Source organism: Weissella bombi (genome assembly GCF_900094835.1).
Classification (GTDB): Bacteria; Bacillota; Bacilli; order Lactobacillales; family Lactobacillaceae; genus Weissella; species Weissella bombi.
In genome coordinates this window covers 84,535-110,873 of sequence record NZ_FMAO01000006.1, presented here as the reverse complement: position 1 = coordinate 110,873, position 26,339 = coordinate 84,535, and the positions used below count along the sequence as shown (strand labels likewise).

The 26,339-nt window shown below is 37.4% G+C and carries 29 protein-coding genes, 1 rRNA gene and 1 other annotated feature; of the genes, 1 reads left to right on the top strand and 29 read right to left on the bottom strand.

What is annotated here, in order from left to right:
* The 4 genes from GA0061074_RS05530 to GA0061074_RS05515 all read right to left on the bottom strand — a co-directional run.
* Nucleotides 1-307 (bottom strand): 16S ribosomal RNA (locus GA0061074_RS05530); the annotation flags it as partial.
* 429 nt (nt 308-736) lie between these two features.
* A complete protein-coding gene (locus tag GA0061074_RS05525) occupies nt 737-1,123 on the bottom strand; it encodes a hypothetical protein (protein WP_092462665.1) in 387 nt (128 codons plus the stop codon).
* A gap of 18 nt (nt 1,124-1,141) precedes the next feature.
* Nucleotides 1,142-1,540: a CvfD/Ygs/GSP13 family RNA-binding post-transcriptional regulator gene (locus GA0061074_RS05520; RefSeq protein ID WP_092462663.1), complete on the bottom strand. Its 399-nt coding sequence runs from the start codon at nt 1,538-1,540 to the stop codon at nt 1,142-1,144.
* 73 nt (nt 1,541-1,613) lie between these two features.
* The gene (locus GA0061074_RS05515) at nt 1,614-2,198 is read right to left on the bottom strand and encodes a peptidylprolyl isomerase (RefSeq protein WP_092462677.1); all 585 of its coding nucleotides are present in this window, start codon (nt 2,196-2,198) and stop codon (nt 1,614-1,616) included.
* Between the two features lie 135 nt (nt 2,199-2,333).
* Here GA0061074_RS05515 and GA0061074_RS05510 point away from each other — a divergent pair, with 135 nt between their 5' ends.
* Nucleotides 2,334-2,996, top strand: coding sequence for a VTT domain-containing protein (locus GA0061074_RS05510; RefSeq protein ID WP_092462661.1), 663 nt, complete (start codon nt 2,334-2,336; stop codon nt 2,994-2,996).
* Between the two features lie 46 nt (nt 2,997-3,042).
* On the opposite strand, the gene rpoZ is transcribed toward GA0061074_RS05510, so the two are convergent.
* The 25 genes from rpoZ to GA0061074_RS05385 all read right to left on the bottom strand — a co-directional run bounded on the left by rpoZ (nt 3,043) and on the right by GA0061074_RS05385 (nt 26,218).
* Nucleotides 3,043-3,243: a DNA-directed RNA polymerase subunit omega gene (gene rpoZ, locus GA0061074_RS05505; protein ID WP_092462659.1), complete on the bottom strand. Its 201-nt coding sequence runs from the start codon at nt 3,241-3,243 to the stop codon at nt 3,043-3,045.
* A complete protein-coding gene (gene gmk, locus GA0061074_RS05500; protein WP_092462657.1) occupies nt 3,240-3,857 on the bottom strand; it encodes a guanylate kinase in 618 nt (205 codons plus the stop codon). The genes rpoZ and gmk overlap by 4 nt, the downstream gene beginning before the upstream one ends.
* A gap of 75 nt (nt 3,858-3,932) precedes the next feature.
* Complete coding sequence (gene recN, locus GA0061074_RS05495) at nt 3,933-5,624, bottom strand: DNA repair protein RecN (protein ID WP_092462655.1); 1,692 nt, start codon at nt 5,622-5,624, stop codon at nt 3,933-3,935.
* 24 nt (nt 5,625-5,648) lie between these two features.
* Complete coding sequence (locus tag GA0061074_RS05490; RefSeq protein ID WP_092462653.1) at nt 5,649-6,092, bottom strand: arginine repressor; 444 nt, start codon at nt 6,090-6,092, stop codon at nt 5,649-5,651.
* Nucleotides 6,079-6,927 carry a TlyA family RNA methyltransferase gene (locus tag GA0061074_RS05485; protein WP_092462651.1) on the bottom strand — a complete coding sequence of 283 codons (849 nt, stop codon included), beginning with the start codon at nt 6,925-6,927 and terminating at the stop codon, nt 6,079-6,081. Before GA0061074_RS05485 ends, GA0061074_RS05490 begins: the two co-directional genes overlap by 14 nt.
* Before the next feature lie 2 nt (nt 6,928-6,929).
* On the bottom strand, nt 6,930-7,790 hold the full coding sequence (locus GA0061074_RS05480; protein ID WP_092462649.1) for a polyprenyl synthetase family protein: 861 nt from the start codon (nt 7,788-7,790) through the stop codon (nt 6,930-6,932).
* Nucleotides 7,791-7,795: 5 nt separating this feature from the next.
* Nucleotides 7,796-8,014 (bottom strand): exodeoxyribonuclease VII small subunit, encoded by a 219-nt coding sequence (locus tag GA0061074_RS05475; protein WP_092462647.1) that lies wholly within the window; start codon nt 8,012-8,014, stop codon nt 7,796-7,798.
* Between the two features lies 1 nt (nt 8,015).
* A complete protein-coding gene (gene xseA, locus GA0061074_RS05470; RefSeq protein WP_092462645.1) occupies nt 8,016-9,278 on the bottom strand; it encodes an exodeoxyribonuclease VII large subunit in 1,263 nt (420 codons plus the stop codon).
* Entirely contained in the window at nt 9,263-10,153 is an 891-nt protein-coding gene (locus GA0061074_RS05465) for a bifunctional 5,10-methylenetetrahydrofolate dehydrogenase/5,10-methenyltetrahydrofolate cyclohydrolase (RefSeq protein WP_092462643.1), read from the bottom strand. Before GA0061074_RS05465 ends, xseA begins: the two co-directional genes overlap by 16 nt.
* Before the next feature lie 168 nt (nt 10,154-10,321).
* Nucleotides 10,322-10,858: an ECF-type riboflavin transporter substrate-binding protein gene (locus GA0061074_RS05460; RefSeq protein WP_092462641.1), complete on the bottom strand. Its 537-nt coding sequence runs from the start codon at nt 10,856-10,858 to the stop codon at nt 10,322-10,324.
* Nucleotides 10,859-10,882: 24 nt separating this feature from the next.
* Complete coding sequence (locus GA0061074_RS05455; protein WP_092462639.1) at nt 10,883-11,380, bottom strand: hypothetical protein; 498 nt, start codon at nt 11,378-11,380, stop codon at nt 10,883-10,885.
* A gap of 122 nt (nt 11,381-11,502) precedes the next feature.
* Nucleotides 11,503-12,234, bottom strand: a complete 732-nt coding sequence (locus GA0061074_RS05450; protein WP_092462637.1) for a glucosamine-6-phosphate deaminase — start codon at nt 12,232-12,234, stop codon at nt 11,503-11,505.
* A 289-nt stretch (nt 12,235-12,523) separates the two neighbouring features.
* Complete coding sequence (gene thrS, locus GA0061074_RS05445) at nt 12,524-14,503, bottom strand: threonine--tRNA ligase (RefSeq protein ID WP_092462635.1); 1,980 nt, start codon at nt 14,501-14,503, stop codon at nt 12,524-12,526.
* Nucleotides 14,504-14,581: 78 nt separating this feature from the next.
* Nucleotides 14,582-14,783, bottom strand: a binding site (T-box leader).
* Between the two features lie 44 nt (nt 14,784-14,827).
* Entirely contained in the window at nt 14,828-15,289 is a 462-nt protein-coding gene (locus GA0061074_RS05440; protein WP_092462632.1) for a flavodoxin domain-containing protein, read from the bottom strand.
* A 21-nt stretch (nt 15,290-15,310) separates the two neighbouring features.
* Nucleotides 15,311-17,338, bottom strand: a complete 2,028-nt coding sequence (gene mutL / locus GA0061074_RS05435; RefSeq protein ID WP_092462630.1) for a DNA mismatch repair endonuclease MutL — start codon at nt 17,336-17,338, stop codon at nt 15,311-15,313.
* A gap of 13 nt (nt 17,339-17,351) precedes the next feature.
* A complete protein-coding gene (gene mutS / locus GA0061074_RS05430) occupies nt 17,352-20,024 on the bottom strand; it encodes a DNA mismatch repair protein MutS (RefSeq protein ID WP_092462628.1) in 2,673 nt (890 codons plus the stop codon).
* Between the two features lie 101 nt (nt 20,025-20,125).
* Nucleotides 20,126-20,662 carry a YceD family protein gene (locus GA0061074_RS05425; protein ID WP_092462626.1) on the bottom strand — a complete coding sequence of 179 codons (537 nt, stop codon included), beginning with the start codon at nt 20,660-20,662 and terminating at the stop codon, nt 20,126-20,128.
* Nucleotides 20,663-20,675: 13 nt separating this feature from the next.
* Entirely contained in the window at nt 20,676-21,857 is a 1,182-nt protein-coding gene (locus GA0061074_RS05420) for a nucleotidyltransferase (RefSeq protein WP_092462624.1), read from the bottom strand.
* Nucleotides 21,858-21,871: 14 nt separating this feature from the next.
* Complete coding sequence (locus GA0061074_RS05415; RefSeq protein WP_092462622.1) at nt 21,872-22,618, bottom strand: class I SAM-dependent DNA methyltransferase; 747 nt, start codon at nt 22,616-22,618, stop codon at nt 21,872-21,874.
* The gene (rsfS, locus tag GA0061074_RS05410) at nt 22,618-22,986 is read right to left on the bottom strand and encodes a ribosome silencing factor (protein ID WP_092462620.1); all 369 of its coding nucleotides are present in this window, start codon (nt 22,984-22,986) and stop codon (nt 22,618-22,620) included. Before rsfS ends, GA0061074_RS05415 begins: the two co-directional genes overlap by 1 nt.
* A complete protein-coding gene (gene yqeK / locus GA0061074_RS05405) occupies nt 22,986-23,585 on the bottom strand; it encodes a bis(5'-nucleosyl)-tetraphosphatase (symmetrical) YqeK (RefSeq protein WP_092462618.1) in 600 nt (199 codons plus the stop codon). The genes rsfS and yqeK overlap by 1 nt, the downstream gene beginning before the upstream one ends.
* Nucleotides 23,575-24,213: a nicotinate-nucleotide adenylyltransferase gene (locus tag GA0061074_RS05400; RefSeq protein WP_092462616.1), complete on the bottom strand. Its 639-nt coding sequence runs from the start codon at nt 24,211-24,213 to the stop codon at nt 23,575-23,577. The genes yqeK and GA0061074_RS05400 overlap by 11 nt, the downstream gene beginning before the upstream one ends.
* 24 nt (nt 24,214-24,237) lie before the next feature.
* Nucleotides 24,238-24,552, bottom strand: a complete 315-nt coding sequence (gene yhbY, locus GA0061074_RS05395; RefSeq protein WP_092462614.1) for a ribosome assembly RNA-binding protein YhbY — start codon at nt 24,550-24,552, stop codon at nt 24,238-24,240.
* 3 nt (nt 24,553-24,555) lie between these two features.
* Nucleotides 24,556-25,698 (bottom strand): ribosome biogenesis GTPase YqeH, encoded by a 1,143-nt coding sequence (gene yqeH, locus GA0061074_RS05390; protein ID WP_092462612.1) that lies wholly within the window; start codon nt 25,696-25,698, stop codon nt 24,556-24,558.
* Nucleotides 25,691-26,218: a YqeG family HAD IIIA-type phosphatase gene (locus tag GA0061074_RS05385; RefSeq protein WP_092462610.1), complete on the bottom strand. Its 528-nt coding sequence runs from the start codon at nt 26,216-26,218 to the stop codon at nt 25,691-25,693. The genes yqeH and GA0061074_RS05385 overlap by 8 nt, the downstream gene beginning before the upstream one ends.
* Between the last annotated feature and the right edge of the window lie 121 nt (nt 26,219-26,339).

Sequence of the window (26,339 nt, the reverse complement as noted above, 5' to 3'; positions counted from 1 at the left end):
TTGGTAAGCCATTACCTTACCAACTAGCTAATGCACCGCGGGTCCATCTCTTAGTGATAGCAGAACCATCTTTCAATCAACAACCATGCGGTTGTTGATGTTATACGGTATTAGCACTTGTTTCCAAATGTTATCCCCTGCTAAGAGGTAGGTTACCCACGTGTTACTCACCCGTTCGCCACTCTTTGAAATCAAAAAATCAAATCAGAGCAAGCTCGTCATCTCAATTAAGCACAAAGCGTTCGACTTGCATGTATTAGGCACGCCGCCAGCGTTCATCCTGAGCCAGGATCAAACTCTCATTTTAAAAGTTTGAGTATAACTCAATTTTTGTTACTTTAATTGTTTAACGGAAGTTAAACGAATTTATTAGCGAATTGACTTCGCAAATGTTTTTGTTTCAAGCTTAATGCTTGAAGACCCTACACATTTGTTCTATCGAAACGATATTCAGTTTTCAAAGAACTATCTCGTTAAGCACATGCCCAACATTTGCCTTTAAATTGTAACATGTTCATTTTAATTTGTCAAGGAATTTTATTCCTCAACCAAATTTCAAAACTTGTTAGTCCTTAACGCAACTTAATAATCATATCTCACTAAATGATGATTGTCAACATTTATTTTGAATTGATTATTATTGAATTTAAATGAAGAATGTAATCTTTCCTGAAAACTCAACTTTTTAATAATACCGAATTTACAAAGTAAATGCAAGCTTTTTTTGAAAAAAACATTAATCTAATTGAATAACGCCTGTCATATCGACATTCTTTAGCAATCCTTGCATATCACGTGCATTAATAAACTGTAGTCCTAATAGGCTTAAGCGTTCCAAATTCAACAAACTTGAATCAATGGGTTCAAATGTATACAAAGAAACAAGATCTTCACTTGTTTCCAATCCTTGTAAATGCCAGGCGGCTAGTTCACCAAATTTCAAGTTTTCAAATTCAATACCTAGCTCATCTTTCATACCATTGACTATTGAGCCCAACGCAGTATCACCATCATGCTTGTGCATCTTTACAGTATAAAACTTAGGTGTAGGTAGTTCATCGGTAACTAAAAAGTATGATTGGTCATCTCGTGTAAATATAATTGTACCCGCAATTAGTGACATTATTCTCTCCTCATTCCTTTATTGATGCAATCTTTTTAATGCTTCATCAATCATTTTGGGTCCAGATTTAGCAATTGTGTCAAAGCCAATAGCTAAATGTTGATTGGTCCAATAGTGATGCTGTGTAAATTTATAATCCTGATTCAACTTATCTTTATCTATTGCAGGCTCATCATAGCCATCTAATACCGTTCTTCTTGATAATGAGATTTTTCCACTATAGATATCGATATCTAAAATCATTACCGTTACTTTTTGACCCACAACCAACTCGTTACCAATTTCGCGTATAAACGCAGAACGACATTCAGATATATGAATCAATCCTTGATGATGATCATCTAGCTGTACAAAAGCACCATATGGTTGAACACCTGTTACCATCCCCTCAACAACATCCCCGATGTGAAACACCATTATTTCATCTCCTATATAGTAGTTAATATGTATCCGAGAACAATTCTCGGTTTAAAACAGCTTAGTTAATTACTTATTCACTAACCATTGCTTTTAAAATCTTAATTTCTGTTTCAGGCTTATCCGCATAATCAACCTTTTGAATAGCCATCTTATCAACGACATCCATTCCTTCAATAACTTGACCGAAAACAGTGTGATGTTTATCCAACCAAGGTGTTCCACCATTTTCACCATATGCAGAAACAATTTCATCAGGAACCATACCAGCTAATGAATGCAACATACGTGCAGGCACTTTATGAGCCTGTACAATAAAGAATTGTGAACCGTTTGTATTAGGACCAGCGTTAGCCATTGATAGGGCACCACGTAGATTAAATACTTCATCTGAAAACTCATCAGCAAATGGCTTACCCCAGATTGACTCTCCACCCATACCAGTACCAGTTGGATCGCCCCCTTGAATCATAAACTCACTAATCACACGATGGAAAATAATACCATCATAATAACCTTGCTTTATAAGACCAACGAAGTTTTCAACTGTTTTGGGTGCTTGCTCTGGAAACAATTGCACCTTAATATCACCCATTGTTGTTTCTAACGTAGCAACTGGTCCAGTTACTTCATTAATATTTAGTTGTGGATATGTCATCATTTTCTACCTCTTAAGTTCTATTAAATACACTGTGGTTATTATAACATATAACATACAGTGACTTAAAAAAGTGATAAACTTGTACTTAAGTCAATTTAATTAATCAAGTAGTTACAGGAGTTTAAACATATAATGATTCAAATCATCGACATATTTCTCCACCTAGATGTTCATTTAAACAATTTAGTTAATGCCTGGGGTGGTTGGTCATACGCCGCTTTATTTGCAGTTATTTTCATTGAAACAGGTGCCGTCGTTCTACCATTTTTACCAGGAGATTCATTACTATTCGCCGCTGGTTCAATCGCTGCGTTATCAGGTAACTCTCTTAACCATTGGGTATTGATGCTGTTATTTTGGATTGCTGCTGTTTCTGGTGATTCACTTAACTTCTTCTTAGGTCGTACAGTTGGATTAAAATTAGTTCGTCATCCAATATTAGGTCGATTTATTAAAGAGAAGCATCTTCAAGAAGCAAACGATTTTTTCGTTAAACACGGTAAAATGGCTGTTATATTAGGTCGGTTTTTACCTATCATTCGTACCTTAGTACCATTTACAGCTGCCGTTTCCGGCTTTCGCTACCGAAATTTCGTTGCTTTGGAAATGATTGCCGTAACATTGTGGGTCGTTATTGCAGTTGAAGCAGGCTTTTACTTTGGTGGTAATGAATTCGTTAGTGAACACTTCTCGCTAGTATTAATTGGTATCTTATTGGTATCTGCTTTACCAGCGATTATTAGTGCTCTTCGTCAGATGATGATTAACAAGAAACAAAAACAAATGGATAAATAAAAACAAAAAGAGGATGGTTTAAAACCATCCTCTTTTTGTATAATGTTTATTTCGTTTGATCGATAACAACGTTACCAGCTTCAATTTCTTCAAAAGCTTGACCAATAGGCTTTACTGAATCAAACTTCTCCAAAGTAGGTAACTCACCTTGTTCTAATTCATGAGCACGCTTTGCGCCCAAGGCAATTAATTTGTAACGTGAATCAACTTTTTCTAACAACTTGTCAACAGATGGGTATAAAATCATGCTTCCAACTCCTCAATCATCTTAATATACTCAGGCAACACGCGATTAACACGTAGTCGCTCAACTTTAATAATATCTTTTATCCGGTTAACTGCTAATGCTACTTCATCGTTTACGACCGCATAATCATAATTGGCCATCATTCGAATTTCAGCAGTTGCTGCTGATACACGACGATCAATGACATCCATTGCTTCAGTACCACGGCCAATTAACCGTTCTTTTAATGCCGCTAAATCCGGTGGCGTCAAAAAGATGTATGCTCCTTCAGGCATCTTTTCCTTAACCTGCAATGCACCTTGAACATCAATTTCTAACAGAACATCACGTCCGGCAGCTAATGTCTGGTCGATAAACTTTTTAGGAGTACCATAGTAATTTCCTACATACTCAGCATATTCCAGCATATCACCATTTGCAATCTCTGTTTCAAATTCATCACGAGTAACAAAAAAGTAATCTTCACCGTTTACTTCACCACTTCTAGGTTGTCTAGTTGTCATTGAAATAGAATATTGAAAATCAATATCTGGTTCCTCAAATAAGGCTTTTCGTACTGTTCCTTTACCTACTCCGGAAGGCCCAGACAGTACGATTAATACGCCACGCTTCATGGTACACATACTCCTAACTTTTTCATCTAGTTGTTTAAGTAACTATTTTACTCGCTTTTTATCATCTAAACAACTTTATTCACTTGAATTTTTACTTATATGTGCTCTTTTTAATAAATCACGGGCATTTTCTTTAGCTGCCGCTGTCAATTCATTTCCTGATAGCATACGTGCCAGTTCATCAATTCGCTGTGAATCATCTAATTGACGAACTGAAGTTTCCGTTCGTTTACCAACCACTTGTTTTTCAATAAAGAAATGATGATCAGCAATCGCAGCAACTTGCGGCAAATGAGTAATCGTCAAAACCTGTGAATAACGCCCAATGACTGCGATTTTTTCAGCAATTGCTTGCGCAACACGACCAGAAACACCTGTATCTACCTCATCAAAAATAATTGATGTGATACCTTGCTCACGTGAGAATATTGTTTTCATCGCTAACATCATTCGTGATAATTCACCACCCGAGGCAATCTTAGCCAAGGGCTTTGCACTCTCGCCCAGATTAGTTTGAATATAAAATTCAATATTATCTTCACCAGTAGGGCCTAGTTTCTGTTCAATAAATTTAACAGAGAAGACGGCCTTATCCATATATAAATCTTTTAACTGCTCATGAATTTGTTCAGTTAAATCAGTGGCTGCATTGGTACGAATAGTATGTAATTGCTCTGCTAATGTATGGGCAACTTGCTTCGCGTCTTGCAACTGATCAGCTAGAGCAGCCGCATTTTCTTCACCACCACCCATTTGTAATAGTTCACTATCAACTTGTTGCTGATGTTTTAATACGTCATTAACTGTAGCACCATACTTTTTCTCTAACGATCGAATTAAATTCAAACGATCATCGACGTATCGTAGCCGTTCTTCATCAAACGCCAAATTATCACGAACATTTAAAATTTCTGATGCTGCTTCTTGTAATTCGTAATAAGCTCCACGCACGGCTTCAGTCAATTTCGTATATCGTGGTGCTAATTCCTCAATATCTTCTAATTCACTAACTGCCATCCCCACGGTCTCTAAGCCATTATTGGCCCATTCACCTTCTAGTGCTTCATATGCTTTTGACAATGCTGTTAAAACATCTTGAAAATTTGATAATTCTTGATATTCTGTTTCCAGTTCTTCTTCTTCACCAGCAACCAAGTTAGCTTCATTTAGTTCATTACTCTGAAAAGTCAACATATCTAAACGCTGTGCCCAAGCTTGTTCATCTGCTTGACGTTTATGATAAGCTTCATTCAACTGCTGATACTTTTTAAAAGCCATTTGATATTCTGCTAATACTGGTTGTAACTTTGTTTGTGCAAATTCATCTAGCAATCGCAAATGTTGTTCTGGTTGCATCAACGCTTGATGTTCATTTTGCCCATGAATATCGACCAGATGGCGCCCAAGAGATTTTAACGCCGTTGCATTCACCAATATATTATTGACACGAATAACATTACGTCCATTACGATGTAATTCACGATGGATTAATAGTTGGTTGTCTTCAAGTGGTATTCCCAGCGTATCCAATACTTCTTTCAAAGCGTCATTGGGTTCAACATCGATCAACCCCTGCAAAACTGCTTTATCAGCCCCCTCACGGATATAATCTTGCGATCCACGGCCACCTGTTAATAATCCAACCGCATCAATAATGATTGATTTACCAGCACCCGTCTCTCCAGTGAGAACAGTCATACCAGGTTCAAAGCTAATATTTAATTTTGAAATAATTGCAAAATTTTGAATTGATAATTCTTGTAACATGTCGCCTCCTAAAATAGAACCAACTTATTGGAATTTTTGTGCTACAAAGTCCCGGGCATTCAATTCCTTTTTTAAAATCATTAAAACATCCGCATCATCCCCAAGCATCCCAAATAATTCATCAAAGCTTGCCTCTTGCAAAGCTAACTTTAACGCTGGACCAGTACCTGGCGCCACTGAGATCATCACAAAATTATCTTGTGTACGAATATTAGTAGTTGGCTCTTGGATAATTCGTTTAATGTGAGCTAATGCATCAGCTTGTGCTACTACTGCATACGCAAAGCCTCCTGTTTCCAACGGTACCTTAACCAACTGCATCTCAGCAATATCACGTGAAATGGTTGCTTGCGTAACATTCCACCCTATTTTATTTAATTCATTAACAACATCTTCTTGACGTTGCAGGGTTTGCTTAGTTATTAATTCTCGAATCGCTAATTGGCGTTCCTTTTTAGTTCTTCTCATCTTCTTTACCTTCACGATGAGCATTTAATTGATCATGTGCTGACGCTACCACTGCTTCACGTTCAGCCAAAGTCATCGTACTATCACCACCATCTAAGACCAAATGAGCCAAGAATTCAATATTTCCTGAACCACCCTTGATTGGTGAATAATCTAATCCGACCATACTAAAACCTGCATCGTGTGCATAATCAGCCACTTTATTGATTACCTGGCTATGGGTTGCCGCATCTTTAACAATGCCGTGCTTTCCCACAGCTTCACGTCCCGCCTCAAACTGCGGCTTAATCAATGTTGCTACTGATCCACCTGGCGTTAAAATCTTTGATAATGGTGGCAAAATTAAATTAAGCGAAATAAATGACACATCAATCGTTGCAACTTGTGGTTGACCATCTTGAAAGTCTTCTGGCTGTGAATAACGGAAATTAGTATTTTCCATGACAACCACTCGATCATCTGAACGTAATGACCAAACTAATTGGTTAGTACCAACATCGAGTGCATAAACTAATTTAGCACCGTTTTGAAGTGACACATCTGTAAAACCACCCGTTGATGAACCAATGTCTAAAATTGTCTTATTCTCAACATCAATATTAAATACTTGTAAGGCCTTTTCCAATTTAAACCCACCACGTGATACGTATGGCATCGGTGCGCCTTTCAAATGTAATTCAGTTGTGACAGGAATCTTTTCACCTGCTTTATCCATCCGTTCTTCGTTAGCACCTAAAATTTCGCCTGCCATAATAGCACGCTTAGCTTGTTCTCGTGATGTAAATAGTCCTTGTTGGACAGCTAAAACATCAACTCGTTCTTTCTCTACTGCCATATTTACTCCGTTTTATCTGTAAAATAGTCTAAAAATGAGGCCAATAATTTTGTATCTAATTGTGTTAATTCATGAAACTTATCCAAAGATTCTTGAGCAATGTTAACTTGTTTTTGTAGCATATCCTTTGTAGCTGTTACGCCCAAAATAGTTGGATATGCTTGTGCTTCAACTTTACCAGCAACATAATCATCTAAATCATCTTTAATTTGGAAAGCTAATCCATATGCCATACCGAAATCGTATAAGCTCTCTTGTACCACCTTGGTAGCACCAGCCATAATAGCGCCTGCTTGCAAAGCGTAGGCAATTAAAGCCCCCGTTTTATGATAATGAATTGTTTGCGTTTCGTTTAACGTAACAGATTCACTATGCATACCAGCAATATCAAGTACCTGGCCAGCCACCATACCTACTGCACCAGAAGCTTTTGCTAGAGCTGTAACTAACTGTACTTTTTGAGTCGCTGACATAATATCATTATCATCCGTTAACCACTCAAACGCTAACGGCTGTAACCCATCCCCAGCCAAAATGGCAATATCTTCACCAAAAGCCTTATGAGTAGTTGGCTTGCCACGACGTAAATCATCATCATCCATCGCGGGCAAGTCGTCATGAATTAAACTGTACGTATGAATTAACTCTAAAGCACTAGCTGGTTTAAGATACTGATCAGTAGGTAATTGATACGTTGTCAAAACAGCCAAAGTTAACATTGGTCGCAAGCGTTTACCACCAGCCATTACTGCGTAAGTCATTGCATCTCGCAATTGTGGTACAAACGAGCTATTTGCTAATTCTGTTGCAAGGGTTTGCTCAATTTGTGGCACCATTATTTTTGAATATTCTCGCCAATGCATTTGTCTTATTCTCCTTTACTAAAATCACTCATGCTGCCGTCAGCATTAACAATTTTAGCCAGACTGGTTTCTGCATCTTGCAAGGTCTTTTGTAATTCTTGACTAATCTTAACACCTGTTTCAAATTGTTTTAATGCCTCTTCTAGTGGGACATCACCTTTTTCTAATTGATTAACAATGGTTTCTAGTGTTGCAAGATTTTCTTCAAATGTTTTATCTGCCATGTTATTTCTCTTTCTTTCCTGTTACCTGGGCAACAATCTCACCGTCAGATAATTGCACCGTAATTTCATCTTTAACAGCTACCTGATCTAACTGATGAATGACTGTAGCATCCTTTCTCGTCACACTGTAACCACGACTTAAGATTGCTAATGGACTTACCAACTGTAAACTAGCAATTACATGCTGAAAATGTTGTTTTGCTTGTGTCATTTCATAATTCATACTCTGATTTAAACGTGGTACTAAATTTTGTAACTGTTGATTAGGCCGTTCAATTTTTAATTTCATTGCGCGAACTAACTTATCCTGTGCAACATCTAAGCGTTGTAAATAACCTTCGTACAAACGTTCTGGATTTGTTAAAACATAACTTTTCTGTAACCGATCCAAATAAGTTTTTCTTTGTGCAATTTCACGTTGCAAAATCATTACCAACTTTTGCTGATCTTGTTGAATCGATAACCAAAGATCAGCTAATGGCACAGGCGTTGCTAATTCTGCTGCTGCAGTCGGCGTTGCGGCTCGCTTATCAGCCACAAAATCTGCAATCGTCGTATCTGTTTCATGACCTACCGAACTAATAATCGGAATTTTAACAGTTAATAACTGGCGTACTAGCTCTTCATCATTAAAAGCCCACAAATCTTCAATCGAACCACCACCACGACCAATAATCAATACATCATAATCGTCTGCTTGATTAACTGCATCAATTTGTTTACTTAAAGATGGTACTGCACCACTTCCTTGCACAACTGCCGGATACAAAACAATTTGTGCAATCGGATAACGACGCTTAACTGTTGTCATAATATCCTGAATAACGGCCCCACTAGGTGATGTAATGACGGCAATTTTCTTAGGAAATCGTGGAATAGGTGCCTGACGAACATTAAATAGGCCTTCTTTTTCTAACTTATTTTTCAATTGTTCATAAGCTTGATATAGTGCACCAACACCATCTGGTTCTAATGATTCAATGATTAAACTATATGACCCATTTGGTGCATACAAATCAATATGGCCGACAATATTAACCTTCATCCCCGGTTCCAAGTTAAACTTTAATCGGCTAAATGCTGATTTAAACATAGTCACTGATAAAACAGCTTGATCATCCTTAATTTTGAAGTATTGGTGTCCAGGACGTTGCCGAAAATTAGAAATTTCCCCTGTCACATAAACTTTTTTTAAATATGGATCCGCAACAAATTTTCGCTTTAAATAGGCTGTTAATGCTGAAACTGTTAAATATTCTGCCATCCTTGCTCCAATTCTATTTGATGATGGTTTGCTGCTAATTCCACGGTGGTCTCTAATAACGTGGCAATTGTCATTGGTCCAACTCCACCAGGTACTGGTGTAATTGCACCAGCAACTTTGGTAGCAGTTTCAAAATTAACATCACCAACTAACTTATTACCTGGTAAACGATTCATTCCCACATCAATCACTGTTGCACCTGGCTTTAAATCAGCACCCATAATCAAATTAGGTACACCCGTTGCAACCACCACTACGTCTGCGGTCGCCAACAATTGACGTCGTAAATCAGCCGGCGTGTAACGGTGCAAGAGTGTGACACTAGCATTGGCTGCTTGCAATAAGGCAAACATGGGACGACCAACTAAGATTGAACGACCCAGCACAACAACATGCTTACCAACTAAATCAATTTCTTCATGGCGTAACATCGTCATAATACCACGTGGTGTGTTGGCAATTGGATAGTATCCTTTTTGACCCGCAAATAAACGACCACTATTTTCCGGATGAAAACCATCAACATCCTTAGCTGGTAAAATAGCTTCTTGTACTTTTTGTTCGTTAATTTGTGATGGTACAGGACTTTGAACAAGAATCGCATCAATTGTTTCATCTTGATTCAACGCTTCAACCTGTGCTAAGACTTCTGCTTCAGTCGCATCATTGGGATACTTAAATGTCTTAGCATTCACACCAACCTTAGCAGCAGCACGTTCTTTATTACGTACATAAATCTCACTAGCCGGATCATCACCTACTAAAATAACCGCTAGTCCCGGTATAACATCCTGTTCTTTTAACACTGCAGCTTGTGTCGCAACAACTGCACGCAATTTTTTAGCAATTGCTTTACCATCAATAATTTTGGCCATTTTAACCTCGCTTTTATTCATTCTTATTGCATAAATTTTAACATAAAATAGTGTTCTTCACCATGTCCATTAGTATACAAAAAGCGAATAAATCGCTTTAACTAAACGATTCATCCGCTTTTTATAATTAGCATTTTACTTTTATCAAGCATTGCATAAATACAAATGCTATTCAACAAAAAAATGCTGATAAAGTTTCATCAAAATTGTGCCAACAATCGCAATCATTAAGAAGTTAACGATTACTAATATCAAGCCTTCCTTAAACGCCGTACCTAGTGATAAGTTATATACCCAATAATCACCTAATGGCGCAACGATTAGCCAAACAACAATATTTGCAATTAGTTGCCAAACATTGAATAAAACTAATTTTCTAGTTGTCAGTTTACCAATAAAGATTCCCAAACGCTTGGTTACTAAACCAATAAACAAACCAAATAGGCCATCAGCAATTACCCAAGTCCACCAAGCAGTACCATTATTAGTCAAGGTATCACTCGTTGCATGACCGACGAACGCAGTTATAGCACCTGAAATAGGTCCAAAAATCGCCGTTATTAATGATAACCACGCATGGGCCAATGTTACATTATCCGATGTATCCCCAATTTGAATTGCCAAATATTTAAATAGGACAATAAAAACAATAATACCAATAATTGTCCCAATCACCTTATGTGCTGCGATAACATTATGTTTCATAACCTCACCCCTTTATAACAACAATTATTGATTTTCTGTTGTTGCGGCTTGCTCTGCAGCTGCTCGTTCTTCTTCAGCAGCTGCAATTTTATTAGCATTAATTTGTGCCAACTGTTCATTAAAAAATGATGTTATTTTTTCTTCAACGGAAGTTGGATCATCTAAAAATGACTGTACTGAAGACGCCTTTTTAATTAGTAAATGTGATTTTGTAACTAATGGATGTTCAACAATCATATAAAGTGACATTTCTTTTGCTTCATCATTTACCACAATTTTACGAATTGCATTTGTATAGCGTAATGGCAAATTAATTAAGCTTGCTTCAATACGAAAGATAATTGGTTCTTCTTCATTAATTACCAAAGCGTCACTAAAAACTTCACTAGCCGCTGCTTCTTTTTCTACATCTGTAAACAATTCATCTAAATTGATTGTTGCTTGATCAGCTGCTTCAAAAGTTTTTGTTTTATAGGTTTCATTGGTTAAAATCTCAATGAAATCATTTCCTGTCATGTCCATGGGTTATCCCCTCTTCTTTAACTTTATATATAAGTTTAGCACACCAAACATAGTTTACACTAGATAACATCGATAACAAAAAAACAACTAACAATAAAATTTGTCAGTTGTTTTTTATTTATTTAGGCAATCGTTGTAATAAGATCACGATTTTTAATTTTAGATGCAGCACTGCGATCAACAATGATAGTAACGTCATCATGGTTTTGTAGCACACTAGCAGGTACGTCAGTTGTTACAGGACCCTCAACCATAGCTGCAATTGCTTGTGCCTTATTTTCACCATAGGCAACTAACAAAATCTTCTTTGACTTCATAATGCTACCAATTCCCATTGAAATTGCACGACGTGGTACATCATCCTCGCTAGCAAAAAAACGAGCATTAGCAGCAATCGTTGAAGGCGTTAAATCAACGACATGCGTTTGAATATCAAATGGTGTACCCGGTTCATTAAAACCAATATGTCCATTTTGACCCAAACCAAGTAATTGTAAGTCAAGTGGGTGATCAGCAATTAAGCGATCATAACGAGTTGTTTCAGCATCCATATCTTCGGCCAAACCATTAGGAACATATGATTCTTTAAATGGCTTTTGATTAAATAAATGCTCATCCATAAAGTAACGATAACTTTGATCATGTGTTCCAGCTAATCCTTGGTATTCATCAAGATTAATTGAAATCTTATCTGAAAAATCAAGATCACTTGCAGTCAATTCATTATAGATTGATATTGGTGTAGACCCAGTTGCTAAGCCAAATACCTGGGCATCATTTGCCAACGCTTCTTTAAAGATATCAAATCCTACTTTTCCACCTGCTTGTTCATCTTGCACTTCAATAATCTTCATGACTGTATCCCCTTTATTCGTTTTTGGTATAGACCAATTATATACCACCCCTTTCTTTTTTGCAATAAAAAAAGTTGGAACAAAAAATTGTTCCAACCTTTTATCTCAAAATGCATTAATTATAAGCCTGTAAGTTTTATAACATAAACGCGTTCCAAAAGTCTGAAGCCTCAATGTAACGCAATTGCCGCAATCCTTGTCCTTCGCGTTGCTACGGCCAAAAATTGCGGCAATCACGTTACACACCGGCTTCAAAACGACTTTTGTCTCGCTCTCTTCATTAATTTAACTATTCACCTTTAACGGCTTTTTCTAGTGTATCTAAAGCACGCGAATGGTTTGCAATATCAGCCAGCAAATCCTTTTCAAATTGATCAACTGACTCAGTTGCAGTATCACGTGAACCGAAACGACGAATTGTAACAGTATCATTTGATACTTCTTCGTCTCCAATTACCAATGTGTATGGAATCTTCAAAGATTGTGCATTACGGATTAAGTAACCAAGTTTCTCGTTACGACCATCGTATTCAGCACGAACACCTTGCTTAACCAAACGGTCAGCCAAAGCTTGGGCAAATTCACCATGGGCTTCACGGTTAACTGGAATAATACGTACTTGATGTGGTGCCAACCATGTTGGGAAAGCACCCTTGTACATTTCAGTTAGGTAAGCTGTAAAGCGCTCCATAGTAGAAATAATACCACGGTGAATCATAACAGGGCGGTGTAGTTCACCATCAGAACCAACATAATTTACGTCAAAGCGTTCTGGCAACAAGAAGTCCAATTGGATAGTTGATAGTGTTTCTTCACCACCCAAGGCTGTCTTGATTTGTACATCAAGCTTTGGACCATAGAAGGCTGCTTCACCTTCGGCCTCAAAGTACTCCAAGCCCATGTCATCCATAGCTGTCTTCAACATGCTTTGAGCCTTTTCCCACATTTCATCATCATCAAAGTACTTTTCAGTATTTTGTGGATCACGATATGACAAACGGAAACGGTAATCAGTAATATCAAAGTCTTTATAAACATCAACCATCAACTGCAAGATTTTCTTGAACTCATCTTCAATTTGATCAAGCATAACGAATGTGTGACCGTCATTTAATGTCATTTCACGCACACGTGACAAACCTGTTAAGGCACCTGACTTTTCATAACGGTGCATCATACCTAGTTCTGCAATACGGAATGGTAGATCACGGTATGAACGTTGATGGTGCTTAAAGACCATAATATGTGAAGGACAATTCATTGGACGCAATTCTAGGAATTCGCCATCCCCCATGTCCATTGGTGGGAACATATCATCACGATAATGATCCCAGTGACCAGATTGCTTATACAAGTTTAAGTTTGACAAAACTGGTGTATAAACGTGTTGGTAACCGTCTTGCACTTCACGATCAACAATGTAACGTTCTAGTGTACGACGAATTGCAGCACCATTTGGCATCCAAACAGCTAATCCGGCTCCAACCTCTTGTGACGTAAAGAATAGATCTTGGTCAGCACCAATCTTACGGTGGTCACGTTCCTTAGCCTCTGCACGACGTGTCATCTCAGCATCCAAGTCTTCTGCATTCCAAAATGCTGTTCCGTAAATACGTTGCAACATTGGGTTAGATGACTTACCACGCCAATATGCACCAGCAACTGAAGTCAACTTAAAGTGCTTAATCCAGCCAGTTGCAGGTACTAAACCACCACGATCCAATTCAATATGCTCACCTTGAACAGCAATTGAAATTGGTTCGTCATCTGGCAAATCATTAATCAATTCAATTTTATAAGGATCATCCTTAAACATATCTAGCGCTTCATCACGCGTAATTTCACGTGAAACGATTGGCAAGTTTTCCTTAACAATGCGCTTCATCATTTTTTCAATTTCAGGGAATTGGTCAACTGAAATTTGATTTCCTTCAACCTTATCAGTATCGTAATAGAAACCATTATCGATAGCTGGACCAACTCCATAATGAATTTGATCAGGATACAAACGGTTCAATGCTTGAGCCAACAAATGTGAGACAGAATGACGTAGCAAACGTAATCCTTCTTCATCATCCTTAGTGATTAGCTCAAATTGACCACTTTCATTAATCGCATCATTCATACCAACATAATGTCCGTTTAATTTACCTGAAACAGACTTTTTAGCCAAAGAAGTTGCAATACCTTTAGCAACTTCCATTGGTGTCGTACCCATTGGGTAATTCTTTTGGGCACCATCTGGTAATGTTAGTTGTACATCTGCCATAATTATTACTCCTTTTTTACTTGTTGCTTGTTAACGCGCCTTAAAACAAAAAGCGCCCCGTTATCGACACTTAGCCGATAACGGGGCGCTTGAACGCGGTACCACCCGAATTTATAACATTATCTGTTACACTCAAAGTCCCTTAACGCGGGAAACGTTGCCACTTAAATCGCAGCACACTCCGAAATAGTACCGTTTAATTCATGCTGCCAACTTCCATCACCGCTGACTCTCTGTAAACATAATTTATTAAACGACGTGTTTTCTTCAACGTTTTTATATTCGTCTATTATTATACCTGAAAACTTTAAAATTAAAAACTTTTTATTTGTCTTGACTCTTTGCCGTCTCAATCAATGATTGTGTAAAATCTTGTAGTGCTTTCGTTGCAGCTTGATCAGGACTTAAGTTAACTTTAACACCTGATGCCCCTTTAATTGCACCTGTCTTTTCAAATTGCTGTTCAAACTTATCAATGGCAACTGCAAAATCATCACCATAAAAATCATCACCAGACCCTGATACACCATACACCATGCCGCTTAAATCAGTATCTGCTAGATCCTCATAAAAATCTAGCGCTTCATCTGGCAATGAACCATTATCGAATGTATATGGTACAACAACGACAATATCGGTTTCATCTTTATTAATATCCTGCGGATCAATCAACTGTATATCTTCTTTAATAACATCGACATTAGCTGCCTTGAACGCAGCCACAATAACATCGGCTACATCTTCATTATTACCAGTAATTGTCGCAAAAAATACTCTGGCTTGCATACTCTTATTTCCCCTTATTTATTAAAATGGATGGTTATCATACTCAACCCAAGATTCATGTGAATCCTGGATTCGTTTAAACATTTTTTCCATATCTGTATTGGTAAATGACACCAATACCGGCCGACCGTGTGGACAATTATAAGGATTTGCTGCTTGTGATAGCTGCGTTAACAATCCCCGTGCCTCATAGTCATTTAATGACCAATTTGCTTTAATTGAACGTTTACATGACATCATAATGGCTGTTTTTTCACGAAATGCCTTCGTTGTTATACTACCATCACGCAGTAACCAATCGACCATCTCACGAATCGTTGACTCTTCCTGCCCCTTTTCAAACCAAGCAGGGTGCTCACGTACAATTACTGCATCATCACCAAAAGGCTCCAAATGTAAACCAACATTTTCTAACTCTTCTTCATGCGCCTGAATCTTTAAAATATCTACCTTAGGATAAGTTAGTACAATTGGGACTAACAAACGTTGCCCTGCTAACCCCACCTTACCGATTTCTTCACGGTAATATTCATATTTTATTTTTTCTTGAGCCGCATGTTGGTCAACGATATAAAAACCATCTTCTGCTTGTGCAAATAAAAATGTACCATGCATTTGACCAATATATTGTAACTCTGGAAAGCCTTGTTGTTCGGACTCTGTCGTTATGTCAGATTCATCACGCCAATCTAACTGAATTTCATCTGCTGCTACTGGCGATGCTAATTCCGTAAATGGCATGACTGGATCTTCCAAGCGATACTTCGTAACAAAATCTTGCACGGGTTTCGTTTGTAAATCGGCAACATCCGTAATAACAACTGGTTGAATTGTATTTTGATGCTGACTTGACTGCGTTGTTTGCATTGCCAAAGGTTCAGACGTTGTTTTATCAATTGTCGTCGTACCTGCATCATCATCCTCAGATACTTCACTCACAGATTTATTAGTAGTCTGCGATATTTCTTGTAGTTGCGCCATAAATTGTGCATCGTCATCTTCAGGTTCAGTTTGTCCCATTTTACCTTGCATATAATTATCATACGCATCAGGAATCAAATTTTGATTTGTAAAGCGTTTAACAATCATTTCTTCAATCAAGGTCATTAACTGACTTTCTTTTGACAGACGAACTTCATGTTTTTGGGGATGTACATTAACATCGACTAATAGTGGATCCATTTTAATTTGCAAAACAGCAATTGGAAAACGGCCAACCATTAATTTCGAACCATAACCTTTAACGATTGCTTTACTTAAATTATAGTTTTTAACAAAGCGTCCATTAATTAAAATTGAAATGTATGAACGATTTGAACGCGTTAGCTCTGGTAACGAAATATAGCCATCTATCGTAAAATCATTGTCACTAGCATTAACTGCCAACATCTTTTTTGCCTGTTGTAAACCGTAAACGCTAGCCATTACTTGCTGTAAATTACCATTACCAACTGTTTGTAGCAATTCCTTACCATTATGTACTAAATGAAAAGCAACGTTTGTATAACTCATGGCCAAACGATTTATTACATCAACAATTTGTGATAATTCAGTTGCTTGTGACTTTAAATATTTTAAGCGTGCTGGTGTATTAAAAAATAAATCTGTCACTAAAATGTCAGTTCCCTGACGCGCGTTCGTGCCAGTTTCAGTAATTAATTCACCACCACGATAATGAATTTTTGATCCTTCTTTAGCATTAGCAACAGCCGTTTGTAAGACAACATCCGCAACTGAGGCAATCGATGGCAACGCCTCACCACGAAATCCTAGTGAATGAACCCGAAACAAATCCTGTCGCGAACTAATTTTTGACGTTGCATGTCGTAAGAAAGCACGTTTCACTTGGTCAGCATCAATACCGACACCATCATCAATAACGCGAATCGATTTAATTCCCGCTTCTTCTACCAAAATATCAATTTGTGTTGCTTGTGCATCTAGCGCATTTTCAACTAGCTCTTTAACAACTGAGCCTGGTCGTTCAATTACTTCACCAGCTGCAATCTGGTTCGCTAAAATATCTGATAATTCATGAATTTCAGTCATCTACGTCCCTCTCTTATTGCATATTCTGTTGCCACTCATTCAATTTCATTAAAGCCTCTAATGGGGTCATTGTTGCAACATTAAGATGTTTCATTTCTTCAACAACCTGTTGGGTTTGTGAATCAAGTGCTTCTGGTAAGGCAAACAAATCTAATTGTCCATCATCTTCTGGTTTTACATCTTCAGCAGGCGCTTTATGCGCAATTGGTTTTACTACTTCTTCTTTTGTTTCTTCATCGGATGGCAATGGTTTTGGCTGATCAGCCAAAATTGTTTCTGTCATTGGTGCTGTCTTCAATGATACATCCTGTGCTTCCAAGTTGTTTAAAATATGCGTTGCACGCTCAATTAAAGTCTCTGGCAAACCAGCTAACTTAGCAACATTGATTCCATAACTTTGATCAGCCGGTCCTGGCAAAACTTTATGTGAAAAAATAAGTTCGCCATTTTGTTCGTTAGCACCTACATGCACATTTTGCAATTCAGGTAGCTCATCAGCCAAGGCCGTTAATTCATGATAGTGTGTTGAAAATAGCGTCTTCGCATGAGTATGTTCATGCACATACTCAATAATAGCCTGTGCTAGTGCCATTCCATCATACGTCGCAGTCCCACGTCCTAACTCATCAAACAAAATTAATGAGTGCTTGGTAGCATTTTGTAAGGCCGTATTTGCTTCTGCCATTTCAACCATGAACGTTGAATTTCCAGAAATCAAATCATCAGCAGCACCAATTCGCGTAAAGATTTGATCAAAAATTGGTAATGTTGCAGCCGTTGCCGGTACAAATGAACCGATTTGTGCCATCACAACTATCAAAGCTAACTGTCGCATATATGTTGACTTACCAGACATATTTGGTCCAGTAATTAACAAGATGGTATCTTCTGGTTGCATAACAACATTGTTAGCAACATATTCTTGATGTCCCAATACCTTTTCCACAACTGGATGACGACCATCTTGAATATCAATCACAGCTTTATCAGTTAGTGTTGGCCGCACAAAATGATATCGTTCAGAAACCGTTGCCAATGCTTGTAAAACATCCAGTTGTGCCAAATGGGCTGCTAAAGTTTGAATACGCTGAATATTTTCTTTAATCGTTTGTCGAACTGTTGCAAATAATTGATACTCTAGCTCACTTGATTTGCTCTCAGCTTCCAAAATCATTTGTTCACGTTCCTTTAACTCAGGTGTAATAAAACGTTCAGCATTCACCAAAGTTTGCTTACGTGTATAACGGTCGGCATCTAATTTAGGAATATTAGCCTTAGTAACTTCAATATAGTAGCCAAATACCTTATTAAAACCAATTTTTAATGAATTAATACCGGTGACTTCACGTTCATGTGCTTCCAATTCAGCTAACCATGTTTTTCCATTCGTCATAATATCACGGTACTGATCTAATTGTTCATCATAACCAGTTCGAATAACGCCACCATCCGTCACAGAAATTGGTGGCTCGTCTGTAATTGCCTCACCAATTAATGTTTCAATATCTGAAACAGGATCTAAATTAGTTCTTAAATCACCAAATATAGCTGGATCAAGATCATCTAAAATACTTAAAATTTCAGGCACTTGTTGTAATGACCGGCGCAATTGTAATAAATCACGTCCATTAGCTGTCCCATAGGCAATTCGACCAGCTAAACGTTCCAAATCATAAACAGATTGCAATGATTCTTGCAGTGCTGAACGCCCAAAAAATTCCTTAACCAATTCACCAATCTTATCATAGCGCTGGTTTAAAATATCAGCATCTAACAATGGTTGCTCAAGCCATTGCTTTAACATACGTCCACCCATGGCAGTTTTAGTTTCATCTAACAACCAAAGCAACGTTCCAGAACGTTGTTGCGTACGTAAATTAACAGTCAACTCCAAGTTAGCGCGTGAATGACGATCCATCTTTAAGTATTGTGCTACTTCATATGCTGTCGCTTGTTGTAAATGATCTAGCGAACGCTTTTGCGTATCAAATAAATAATTCAACAACGTATCAACAGCACTTTTTGGTGCCTCATCATGTATTTGTTGAGACAGATATGTAATTTCGGCATGTGATTCGCTTTGTTTCTCTGCAATTGAAACTAGAATACCTAAGTTCGTTAAACTAGCTTGTAAATCATTCGGTAGTTCATCACTAGTAACAACTTCTTTAGTCTCCAAACGACTAATCTCATTTAAAACACTATTTAATCCGTGCAAACTAGTTGCTTTAATTTCACCAGTAGACAAATCAGTATATGCTAATCCGTAACAATCCAGTGGTGCTACCGCTAAGCCAACCAAATAATTATTTTCCTTAGCCGCATCAGCTGATGTTTTCATTCGTGTCCCAGGCGTTACCAACTGAACAACCTCACGTTTGACCATACCTTCAGCTTCTGCTGGGTTTTCCACTTGCTCAACTACCGCAACCTTATAACCCTTATCGACAAGGATATCAATATAATTTTGCGCAGCATGATGTGGTACACCTGCCATTGGAATTGGGTTGGCTGAATTTTTATTACGCTGCGTTAACGTTAATTCCAATAATTGTGAACCCACAACTGCATCATCATTAAACAACTCATAAAAATCACCCAGACGATAAAATAAAAATGCATCAGGGTAGTGCGCTTTAATTTCATTGTATTGTGCCATCATCGGCGTCGTTTTGGGTTTAGCCATTTCAATATTCCTTTCTTTAATAAACAAGACCAGAACGTGATTTGCTCTGGTCTTGTTTCTATCAATATACTTACCAACAAATCATGGCCAACTCAACTACTCTAGTCTTTAAATAAATCAGCTAGTCCTGCTAATGGTGTGTTTTGTTGCTCATTTTCCTGTTTTAGATTTTCGTATGTTTCCTCAGAAATAACAGACCAATCTTTTCCAGCAGGCATCGTATCATTTGTTGCCTCATCGTCAGTTAACACTTGTAAAGGAACTGACAAAACAATGTACTCTAACAAAGCTTCATCAAAATTAATTGTGCCATCCTCAATCAAAATCACAGATTGTTCATCACTATAACGTTCTTCATGTTGCTTATCCTTGATATATATTTCATCAATATCCAAATCAATTGGCAACGTAACTGGTTGTAATGATCTTGTTGAAGGTGTTACTAACTCGCCAGTTACATGTGCATGAACTAAGATATCATCATCATCAGCCTGTGCAAATCCTACAACTTTGATTGGTGTGATTTCTTTAATAACATCACTAAATTGGCTCAATAACTTATCGTCAAGAGTTACCGTTTCACTAAATTGTAATGGTTCATCTTTATAAGTCTGTAATTCTGAAAATTGCCACTTCATATCTAATCCTTCCTTATTCATAAAATACTGGTATCCGTCCCGTATCCATCGCTTGTTGCATTGGTTGCTTTGCCATCAATTCATATAACTTTCCTGCACGATAATCTAACTTTAAGATATCTGTTACCATATCATGTGTTACCCGATTAATAACAGGTAATTCTACCTGATCACGAGTTTGTTTAATGAAAAGTCTGCCTTGTCTAGTTGCACCCAATACCCGTAAATAAGGATGCTGTAACGCTTGCATCATCTCATCATGTCTAACATTTAGTAGCGTATATAAATTTGTCCGTTGTAAACGAGCCCATGTATACCGTTTACTTTTAAACATCGTCATAAAGGTTTCATAATCAACACGCGTATACCGTGTAATCTGCTCATTCAAACGATAAGCTAAACCATCATTTAATTGATAGATTTGTTCTAACTGTGATACTGGTGTCGTTAATACTTTATACTGCAAAAACGGATACCAGGCTTCATCCCAACTTTTAGTTTGATCACCCGCCGTTAACAATTGTGCAGCCGGTTCTGACACGTAGTTTGCAAATTCACTTAATGTAGCCTTTTTTTCCATTAATACACGTAATGCCGTTGCACTCGCAATATGTGTATCTGTAATACCCGTTTGATGATAACTAGCCCCTTTACGTTGGATAGGAAATAGCCGCACTTTGTCATCATAGCCTAAATCTAATACGGCCATTGCATATGCAAAGCCTAATAAATCATTTGGTGTTGATAATCTTTTTCCAGTTACATCAGCTAAAACATCGTTAAAAACGGTTGCATATGTCTGTGTATAATCATTTTTAAATGCTTCATTTCGATTTAATGTTTGCCGTGCCGTTCTGGCTAACGCTAAAAAATCAAGTTGCGCATGTTCTGCACCAAAAGCAATATTCGTCACACCAGCTGAAACCAATAATTCAACAGCACCACGTGCAAATAAATGAGCAGGTTGAACAGCAAACGCAAATGGTAATTCATATACTAAATCGGCGCCACCGACTAATGCTAATCGAGTTCGTTGCCACTTATCAAAAACAGCTGGTAAACCACGTTGCACAAAGTTTCCTGACATCACAACAACTGCTGCATCAGCATTAGTAATTTTTTTTGCTTGTGCAATTTGATAAGCATGTCCATTATGAAATGGATTATACTCAGCGACAATCCCAACTGCTCTCATAGCTATCTTCCCTCTTAAGCTTTAGTTGCACTAAAGAACCAGCGATCAGTTTCTGGCGTTACTTCACTACGACCAAAATCAGCTGATACCTTAATATCTTTAAACCCTGCTTTTTGTAACAAACGCGTATAGGTCTCTAAATCATAAGTACGCTCAGTATGGATTTCTTGCAATTGTTGATAACCATCGATTTCTTCATTGTAAACAAAGAAAGTTAACTCATGTTCAACAGTATGCGTCATACCTTCAACACCATATGATGACCACATAAATGCCGTCTCATCATCGTGCCAATTAAACATATAACCTGGATAATAAACATCTGTTTGCCATGGTGAAATAACATCAAATAAGAATTGACCATTCGTTTCTAAATGTTTAGCGACTTGTTTAAAAGCATCCAACATTTCTCTAGTATTTGCTAAATAGTTAAACGAATCTGCAAATGATGTGATTGTTGCATATTTTTGCTTTAAATCAGACCATTCACGCATATCACCTTCAATTAAAGGTAATTCAAGATTAGCCTCTTCGGCATGTTGTGCAGCAAGTGTTAACATTTCTGGAGATAAATCAAAAACTGTCACGTCTTTAAAACCATTTTGCTTAAGTAAAATGGCCAAACGTCCAGCGCCACCTGCTAGTTCCAATAATTTACCGTCTTTATCGGTTATATTTTTTTGTGCATAAGATAACCAATCTTGATAAGCTTCCTCATCAAATAAATCATCATATAGCTTTGCAAATGTTTGATAATTCATTAGAAATCTTCCTTAATAGTCCATTGATCAATTGCTATTTCTGGTGCAGCTTGCCAGTTCTTCTCAAGACGATAAAAGTCACGTGTTTCTGTTTTAAATACGTGTACAATCAAATCACCAAAGTCCAACAAAACCCATTGTCCTTCACTACGTCCTTCTTGGCGAACTAGTTGGAAGCCTGCCTCAGCCATCTTATCAATAATTTCATCAGTAATCGCCACAACTTGACGTTCAGTTGGTGCACTCAAAATTAAGTAGCTATCTGTAATAATACTCATTTCATGAATATCTAAAGCTACTAAATCTTCAGCTCGCTTACCATCGGCAGCCTTTACTGCTACTTCCAACATATCATTAACATTAGTCATTATTTATCAACACTCCATGTATTATAAGTTAATAGTGTTCCTGGATAGACACGAACTTCTTTAGATAATAAGAATGACAGTGTATGAGCCGTTTGCCAACCCACACTAGCTGCTAAATCTTCAAAAGCCAAAGCTCGCACTTCTTCTACCCCAGGGAAATCACGTCCAGCTTCAATATAATCAGCCATATATAATATCTGACTAAGTTTGGTCATTGTCGTAGCACCTGTGGTATGTTGACGAATAGCATTTAAAATATCTTCATGCATGATTCCCAATTCATCCTTTACCATTTCAGCACCTACAACACCATGCCAAATATTATTACCCCAATTAATCAAATCGGAATCTAATTGTTTTTCTTCAATTTTACGCAAAAAATCTTTATCAGACCGTTCTTTAGCATAATCGTGTGTTAAAGCTGCGATCGATGCCAATTCTGCATCAACATGCCATTTATCGGCTAATTGCAACGCCATGTCTTCAACACGTAAAACGTGCTCAAAGCGTTTTTGTGATAGAGCCTGTGAGACTTTATTAATTAAATCTTCACGAGAACCATCAAAAATATTTTCTGTATAAATTAGTTTATTTTTCATTTAAATATAACCCGTTTTCTACAATATATGCTGCCACCAAATCGGGGACTAGGTATCGAACACTTTGATGGTGACTGATTCGTTTACGAATATCAGTCGAACTAATCATCAAATCAGGTACATCAACCCAAATTACTGGATATGCTGATGCCTTTGGTTGACCAGGTCGATTAACGCCAACAAATTTAACCAAATTTAGTAAGTCATTAATCCGATACCATGTCTTTAGGTAGGCAACTTCATCCCCACCAATTATAAAATAATATTCATAGTTAGGGTGTTCAAGTTTCAACTGCAACATCGTGTTATAAGTATAACTTTTACCACCACGTTGAACCTCTAGTAGCTCAACATCAAACCGACTGTTACCCATAATCGCTGCCTGAACCATCCGGGCACGATCAATTGGGTCAATCGCCTCTTTGACATCAACATGTGGTGGTTTTGCGTTAGGCATAAAAAATACCTTATCAAGGCCTAATTTATCGGCAACTTGTTCAGCGATGATGAGATGACCAATATGCGGTGGATTAAATGTACCACCAATAATTCCTATTTTTTGCTTTTTTTCAGCAGTTTCCGGTTCTAACTGAAGCTGCGTAACAAATTGTTGAAATGTTGCTACCATAAGCCATCTCCCATTGCTTATTCTTTAAATCTTTTGTACTGTTACTGAATAATGACGATTTTCTTTTTCATCAGACTCGCCAAATAATACTAAAGTATGTCCAATTGTTTGTACAACTTGAATATCTGAATTTTCCTCAATAAATGCTTTTAATTCATCTGTATCAACATCTGAATTAGCTAAAATATTAACCTTAAACAACTCACGCTTATTGATTGCATCATTTAATTGATCTAACCAATTTTGTGTTAATCCTTGCTTACCAACACTAAATAATGGTCGCATATCGTGTGCTGATGCTCGTAAATAGCGTTTTTGTTTTCCTCGTAGTGATATCATAGTTTAAATCATTGCCCTTCTTGTTAATACTGAAACACCCTTTGGTGCCCAGCCTGCGACGATAGTATTTGCTGGCACAGTTAACCATCCCAACCCATCAATCACAATATCCGTTTTTTCTGTTGTTTTAAACTCATAACGTTGCAATGGTGGCAACATGTCCAAGTTTTCTGCTGCTGGTGGTGCTAATAAATCACCCGCATGCTTCTCATAAAAAGCATCAGCATTTGCTAATTTTGTACGATGAATCAACAAATTATTTTCAAAGTATGCTGTGATTCCTGTACGTGGACCTTGAATATAATCAAAGCGCGCTAAAGCACCCATAAATAAAGTTTGACCTTCATTCAACTGGAACGTCTTAGGCTTAATTTCTTTTTGTGGTGAAACATATTTCAAGTCCTTGGCACTTAAATAATGCGCCATTTGGTCTTGATGAATGATACCGGGAGTATCAATAATGTTACTGTTATCATCCAAAGGAATTTCAATACGATCCAATGTTGTACCTGGGAAACGTGACGTCGTGATAACATCCTTACGGTCACCAGTTACAGCCTTAATAATTTGATTGATTAAGGTTGACTTACCAACGTTTGTTACACCTACAACATAGACAGAACGGTTCTTACGATACTTTGCAATTAAATCAAGCATCTTTTCAATATCTTCACCATTTTTACCTGAAGTTAGTGCAACATCTACTGGTCGTAGTCCTGCAATATTAGCTTGTTGACGCATCCAATCTTTAATCTTGCTGCGCTTTAATGAACGTGGTAACACATCCACCTTATTACCAACCAATAGTACATCATTATTACCAACGAATCGGTGTAAACCAGGAATCAATGACCCTGAAAAATCAAATACATCCATAACATAAACAACCAATGAATCTGTATCCGCAATCTGCTCTAGCAAATGACGAAAATCATCATCAGTCAAGTTAACTGGTTGAATTTCATTATAGTGGCGTAAACGGAAGCACCGTTGACAAAAGACCTCATCATTTTCAAAACTTTTTAAAAGTGCTGACATCGGCGTATAACCAATCTCATTTTTATTTTCAGTTTGAATTAAAGCACCACAGCCAATACAACGTAATCCTTCATCAATATATTGACGTACTGTCTCTTCACTAATCAAGTTGCTTCCTCCATTGTAATTGTGGATTGTTTTTTAACATATCCTTTTTAACACCTTTTTCAAAGAAACGATTAATCTTGGTATTCCATTGATCCGTTTCAATTAAAGGTTTCACCAAAATACTACGCATACCGGCGTTATTCGCCGCCCATACGTCAGTTAATAATTGATCACCAACCATTACAATTTGACTAGGGTCAAGTTGTAAGGTTTTTGCTGCCTCTTTTAGTCCACGTGTCATGGGCTTTAAAGCTCGTGATACAAAGTCTAGTTGTAGTGGGTTTGCAACTCGTGCAATACGGGTTGCTGAATTATTTGAAACAATCAACACGGGGATCTGTGCTTGTTTCATTTGTAGTAACCAATCATGTAATTCACGAGTACCATCTGGATTATTCCAGGCTACCAAAGTATTATCTAAATCTGTTAAAACAGCCTTAATGTTGTGCTGTTGCAATTGTTCGGGGGTCACGCAATAAATTGCGTCAATCATCCACGTTGGGGTAAATGAGTTCGTCATTTTCTATCCTTTTCCACTGTTAATCTTATCCTAAAGTATACGCTAAATTTGTTATTTTATAAAGAACTCTCCTCTCAGCTTATGCGCTTACAATTTACCTTTATAACAATAAATAAACCAC